This is a genomic window from Actinomycetota bacterium, from assembly GCA_005774595.1.
Classification (GTDB): Bacteria; Actinomycetota; Coriobacteriia; order Anaerosomatales; family D1FN1-002; genus D1FN1-002.
Genome location: VAUM01000101.1, coordinates 1 through 6,207 on the forward strand (window position 1 = coordinate 1; position 6,207 = coordinate 6,207).

The 6,207-nt window shown below is 70.0% G+C and carries 6 protein-coding genes; 5 read left to right on the forward strand and 1 reads right to left on the reverse strand.

What is annotated here, in order from left to right; all coding sequences use genetic code 11:
- The coding region (gene selB, locus FDZ70_05425) for a selenocysteine-specific translation elongation factor (GenBank protein ID TLM77475.1) at positions 1-1,266 on the reverse strand (1,266 nt) is incomplete at its 3' end.
- Between the two features lie 387 nt (positions 1,267-1,653).
- On the opposite strand from selB, the gene FDZ70_05430 reads away from it, so the two are divergent.
- From FDZ70_05430 to FDZ70_05450, 5 genes are read left to right on the forward strand one after another with little or no spacing between them, the layout of a single operon-like run.
- Entirely contained in the window at positions 1,654-2,688 is a 1,035-nt protein-coding gene (locus tag FDZ70_05430; GenBank protein ID TLM77470.1) for a hypothetical protein, read from the forward strand.
- Positions 2,685-3,578, forward strand: coding sequence for an oxidoreductase (locus tag FDZ70_05435; GenBank protein ID TLM77471.1), 894 nt, complete (start codon positions 2,685-2,687; stop codon positions 3,576-3,578). The genes FDZ70_05430 and FDZ70_05435 overlap by 4 nt, the downstream gene beginning before the upstream one ends.
- 2 nt (positions 3,579-3,580) lie before the next feature.
- Positions 3,581-4,324: an NADH:ubiquinone oxidoreductase gene (locus FDZ70_05440; protein TLM77472.1), complete on the forward strand. Its 744-nt coding sequence runs from the start codon at positions 3,581-3,583 to the stop codon at positions 4,322-4,324.
- A gap of 8 nt (positions 4,325-4,332) precedes the next feature.
- Complete coding sequence (locus tag FDZ70_05445; protein ID TLM77473.1) at positions 4,333-5,655, forward strand: Ni/Fe hydrogenase subunit alpha; 1,323 nt, start codon at positions 4,333-4,335, stop codon at positions 5,653-5,655.
- 22 nt (positions 5,656-5,677) lie between these two features.
- Positions 5,678-6,157: a hydrogenase maturation protease gene (locus FDZ70_05450; protein ID TLM77474.1), complete on the forward strand. Its 480-nt coding sequence runs from the start codon at positions 5,678-5,680 to the stop codon at positions 6,155-6,157.
- Positions 6,158-6,207: the final 50 nt, after the last annotated feature.

A 6,207-nucleotide genomic window follows, 5' to 3' on the forward strand; every position in this document is an offset into this window, starting at 1 on the left:
CGCGGACTTGTTGAGCTCGTCGGCGACCTGCGCGCGCGGCACGCCGAGCGCCGCCGCGACCTCGGCCGAGGTCATCGGGATCCCGCGCGAGGTGACGAGCCCGACGGCCGCCTGCGACAGGTCGCCGGCGAGCAATGCCTCGAGCAGTTCGCGCTCCGCGGACTTCAGCGCCGTGCGCCGCGGCGGGAGCGCGTCGAGGACGACGCCGCCGCCGATGGTCCACATCGGCGAGTAGGAGCGGATGATGAACCGGTCGCCGTAGCGCGGCGCCAGCGGGTTCTCGAGCCGCACCTGCGCGAGCGCGCGCTCGCCCGGTTGCAGGCGCTCCGCGCCCATGAGCAGCACGCGCCCGAGCACCTCGCGTGTGCCGTGATGCACGTGGACGCGCGTGCCGGACTCGAACGGCTTGTCCTCGGCGGCCAGGTAGGTGAACTGCGCGTCGAAGCGGTCGGTGACCGTGAGTGTCCCGGGTGCGGCCACGATGTCGCCGCGCGCGATGGCGTCACGCTCGACCCCCGCGAGGTTGAGCGCCACGCGCTGGCCCGCGTGCGCGCGGGCGACGGGCTGCGAGTGCACCTGCACCGAACGCACCCGCGCCTTCGCACCGCCCGGCAGCACCTCGACCGCGTCGTCTTTCGCGGCGCCGCCCGACCACATCGTCCCAGTGACGACCGTGCCCGCACCTGCGACGGTGAACACCCGGTCGACCGGCAGGCGCATCGGCAGGTCCGCGTGGCGCGCCTCGGCCTCCGTCGCCACGGAGTCGAGCGCCGCGAGCAGCTCCGGCAGGCCCTCGCCGGTGCGCGCCGAGCACACCACGATCGGCGCGCCGGCGATCGAGGTGCCGGCGAGCAGCGCCTGCACGTCGGCGCGGACGAGTTCGATCCAGTCGGCGTCAGCGAGGTCGGCCTTGGTGACCGCGACCACGCCCTTGGGGATGCCGAGCAGGTCGACGATCGCGAGGTGTTCGCGCGTCTGCGGCATGACGCCGTCGTCGGCCGCCACCACGAGCAGCACGACGTCGATGCCGGTCGCGCCCGCGACCATCTGACGCACGAAGCGCTCGTGCCCGGGCACGTCGACGACGCCCATCGACCGGCCGCTCGGCAGCTCGAGGCGCGCGAACCCGAGCTCGATGGTGACGCCGCGCTCCTTCTCCTCGGGCAGGCGGTCGGGGTCCGTGCCCGTCAGCGCCTTGACCAGCGACGACTTGCCGTGGTCGATGTGGCCTGCGGTCCCGAGCACGAGTGAGGGGGCTTCGCTCATGGCGCCCATGATAGGCGTTCGCCCGCGCACGCGCGGCGCCGCAGCGCCCGTCGCGCGCGACGTACACTGGCCGCGGACCCGGCCGGTCGCACGCGCCTCGCCGCCGCCGTCGACGCGCTGCGGCCGATCTTCGGCGACCGCGCCCCCGGGTAGCGCCGGCACACGCATCTACAGCCGGACCTTCGTCTCCGGCCTTCCTTCCGCGCCCATACGGTTTCTCGGAACGATCGTTCCGAGAAACCGTATGACTCGCGGAGAGGCCGCCGTGACGTCCCAGCCGAGCCTCCCGCCGGCGCCTCACGGCCATCCTCCCGCCGCGCGCCCTTGCGCTCGCGCGCACGGGTATATAGCTTCTTGCACGATGCCGGAGTCCCAAGGGGGAAACCCATGAGCGCCTTCTTCTTGAAGGAGCGCGACCTTGTCGCGTTCCTGAACAAGCTGGCGAAGACCACACGCGTGGTCGCGCCGGTGGCGAAGCGGGGCAGGTTCGTCTTCGCCGAGATCGGTTCCGCAGCCGAAGTCCGCCTCGACTACGACGTCACCATCCTGCCGCCCAAGAAGGTCTTCTTCCCGCCCGCGCAGCGGATCGTGACGTTCGACGCCGAGTCGGTGAGCGATTGCATCGACCCGGTCGAGACGGTGCTGTTCGGCGTCCACTTCTACGACGTCAAGGGCATCGACATGACCGACCTGCTCTTCCGCGAGCGCAACGCCGACCGCGACTACTTGGCCCAGCGCGAGGCGACCACCATCGTCGCGTCGAGTGTGCAGTCCGTCTCGCCCCGCGCGTTCTGGGGGTCGATCGGATCCTCGGTCAAGCCGAAGGGCCACGACGCCTTCCTCACCAAGGTCGACGGCGGCTACGTGCTGGAGATCGTGACCGACAAGGGCACGGCCCTGTTCGCGAAAGCCGGCTTCCGCGAGGCCACCTCCGAGGAGATCGCCGCCGCGAAGCGGGCCAACGCCGACAGGATGACCGAGTGCGCCGAGACGCTCCCGTACGACAGCGACGCCGTCGCCGCGAAGGTGCGGGACGCGTTCTCCGACGAGGCGCTGTGGGACGAGCTGTCCAACGACTGCTTCAGCTGCGGGTCGTGCAACACGGTCTGCCCGACCTGCTACTGCTTCGACGTGCGCGACGCGTGGAACCTCGACCAGACCTCGGGCACGCGGACGCGCTACTGGGACGCGTGCCTGACGCGCGAGTTCGCCGCGATCACACAGCCCGGCGGGCACTCCGAGAACTTCCGCGCGCATCACAGCGCCCGGTTCCGCCATCGCTTCATGCGGAAGGCCGCCTACTTGAACGACAAGCTCGGCGGGCCGGCGTGCACCGGGTGCGGGCGCTGCTCGGCCGCGTGCACCGCGGACATCGCAGACCCCGTCCGCGTCATCACCGCGATCATGGAGCGTGCCTCATGAGCACACCGGCCGAAGTCACCGCCGCCGCCGAGCACGCGGCTGCCGAACGCACCGGCTGCACCTGCGACAACAGCCACGAGAGCCTCTTCGTGCCTCGCGAGGCGAAGATCCTGCACACCGCCCAGCCCACCGCGACCGAGAAGCACTTCACGCTGCAGCTCGCCGACGGTGAGCAGCTCGACTTCACGCCCGGCCAGATCCTCGAGGTCGGCGTGATGGGATTCGGCGAGATCCCCATCGGTCTCGCGAGCTCACCGACGCGCAAGTACACGTTCGAGATCGTGGTCCGCTCGGTCGGGCGCGTGTCGACCGCCATCAACAAGCAGGAGGTCGGCGACTCACTTTGGATCCGCGGGCCGCTCGGCCACGGCTTCGACATGGATGCGCTCCACGGCGAGGACGTGCTCGTCGTCGCCGGCGGCATCGGGCTGTGCCCGACGCGCAGCCTCATCCAGTACATCGCCGACCGCCGCGAGGATTTCGGCCGGTTCGTGCTGTTCTACGGCGCGCGCGACCCGCTGCAACTGCTCTTCCCCGAGGACCGCGCCGTGTGGCGCGCCAGCCACGGCATCGAGTACCACGAGACCGTCGACCGCGCCTCGGTGCACTGGAGCGGGCATGTCGGCAACATCACGACGCTGTTCAAGACCACGAGCCTCACCCCGGAGACGCGCGTCATCATCTGCGGCCCGCCGGTCATGTTCCAGTTCGTCTTGCGCGAGCTCGACTCGCTCGGCATCTCGCGGGAGAACATCTACGTGGACCTCGAGCGGCGCATGAAGTGCGGCGTCGGCAAGTGCGGGCACTGCCAGATCAACGACAAGTACTGCTGCGTCGACGGGCCGGTGTTCACCTTCGCCGAGATCCAGGCGCTCGAGGAGGCGATCTGACCATGGGAAAGCCGAAGATCGCGTTCTTCGACTTCACCAGCTGCGAGGGCTGCCAGATCGAGTTCACCAACTACGGTGACGAGGCCACCCTCGAGCTGCTCAAGCACGTCGAGCTCGTCGAGTTCCGCGAGGCCATGACCGAGACCACCGACGGCCCGATCGACATCGCGCTGGTCGAGGGCAGCTTCACCCGGGACGCCGACCGCGACCGCCTGCTCGAGATCCGCCGGCGGGCGCGCTACGTCATCGCGTACGGCGCATGCGCGTGCACCGGCGGCGTCAACGCGCTGAAGAACCACCAGGACGACTTCTCCGAGTACGTCTACGGCGACGACTCGGTGATGCCGCACCTCGAGAGCGGCACCGCGCGCCCGATCTCGGCCGCGATCGAGGTCGACTACGAAGTCCGTGGCTGCCCGATGAGCAAGGACGAGCTCCTGCTCGTCATCTCCAACCTGCTCCACGGCACCGAGCACGTCGTGCCGAGCCACCCCGTGTGCGTCGAGTGCAAGCGCCGCGAGACGATCTGCCGCTACGACGAGGGCGACCACTGCATGGGCCAGGTCGCGCGTGCCGGCTGCGGCGCGCCCTGCCCGGCCGACGGCATCCCCTGCGAGGCGTGCCGTGGCTTCGTCGACGAGCCGAACATCCGCGCGCTCGAGAAGGTGCTCATGGAGCGCGCCGGGTTCAGCCAGAAGCGCGCGGTCGGCAAGTCGCGCATGTTCACCGCGAACCTGAGGAGCTGACGGGTCCGATGAAGACCACAGCCAGCGTCAACATCGACGTCCACCACCTGACCCGCGTCGAGGGCCACGGCAACATCCGCGTGAACATGACGAACGGCGTCGTCGAGCGCTGCGAGTGGCAGGTGCCCGAGGCGCCCCGCTTCTTCGAGGCGATGGTGCGCGGCCGCCACTACAGCGAGGTCGCCCGCATCACGAGCCGCATCTGCGGCATCTGCTCGATCGGCCACACGCTCGCCTCGGTGAAGGCGACCGAGGCGGCGCTCGGCATCGAGGTCACCGAGCAGACGAAGAAGCTGCGCCGTCTGCTCAAGCACGCCGAGAACTTCGACAGCCACGTGCTGCACGTCTACGTGCTCGTGGCGCCCGACCTGCTCGGCGCGCCGTCGGTGTTCCCGCTCGTCGAGACGCACGGCGAGGTCGTCGCCTGCGCGCTGCGCCTCAAGCGCCTCGCGCACGAGTGGGGCTCGATGATCGGAGGGCGCACGACGCACCCGACCACCGTCGTGCCCGGCGGCTTCACGAAGCTGCCGACCGTCGCCGAGGTCACCGTCATGCGCGACCGCCTGCTCGAGGCCGTGCCCGACCTCGCGGCCACGCTGGCGACCGTGCGCGCGCTCGCGCCGAACATCCCCGCCTTCAAGCGCCCGACCGAGTACATGGCCGTCACCTCGGATGAGGAGTACGGCCTGTACGACGGCTACATCCAGACGATCCTGCCCGACGGCGACCGGGCGCGCTACGAGGTCGCCGACTACCGCAGCTGCACCAACGAGTACGTGGTCCCGCAGTCGACCGCCAAGTTCACGAGGAACCGCCTCAACAGCTACGCGGCCGGCGCGCTCGCGCGCTTCAACGTGAACTACGACCGCCTGCACCCGGAGGCCAAGGAGGTCGCCGGGTCGCTCGGCATCAGTCCGATCTGCACGAACCCGTACATGAACTCGGTCGCCCAGGTGGTCGAGATCGTGCACTCGGCGTACGAGTCGCTGCACCTGATGGACGAGCTCATCGCCGACGGCATCGCCGACGAGCCGCTCGTGGCCCCGACGAAGGCCGGCACCGGCGCCTCGGCGGTCGAGGTGCCGCGCGGCATCCTCTTCCACGAGTACACCTACGGCGAGGACGGCTTCTGCACCGGAGCGGACTGCATCATCCCGACCGGCCAGAACCACGCCAACATCCAGGCCGACTTCACGGCACTGCTGCCGTGGCTCATCGGCGCGGGCAAGAACGAGAACGAGATGCGCCTCGCGTTCGAGATGCTCGTGCGCGCGTACGACCCGTGCATCTCGTGTTCGACCCACTACCTCGACGTGGAGTTCGTCCGGTAGCGGCGCGGGCGGCCGAGCGCGCATGCGCTACCTCATCGGCATCGGGAACTACCACGCTGGCGACGACTCGATCGGCCTGCGCATAGCCGAGGCCATCGCCGAGGAGGGGCTGGACGGCGCGGGCGGCTTCACGGCCATCGACCTTGGCGGCAACCTGCTCGACCTCGTGCACTACCTCGGCGAGGACAGCGAGGCGGTGCTCGTGGTGGACTCGGCGCGCATGGGGTCGGCGCCCGGCGAGTACGCGTTCTTCACGCCCGAGCAGGTGGCCACGCGCAAGGCGTCCGGCGGCCTGAGCACGCACGAGGGCGATCTCGTCAAGGTACTCGAATTCGCCGAGGCGACCGGCGCCTCGACCGGCGCGGTCACGATCATGGGCATCGAACCGGCCGAGATCCGTGCCGAGCCCGGCCTGTCCGAGCCGCTGACCGCGCGCTTCCGCGAGTACGTGGACGCCGCGGTGGCGTTCCTCGCGGAGACGACACGGCGCGTGGGAGACTGACACGAAGCGACACCACCGACCCGAGAGGGGCGCACAGCCGATGCTCAAGG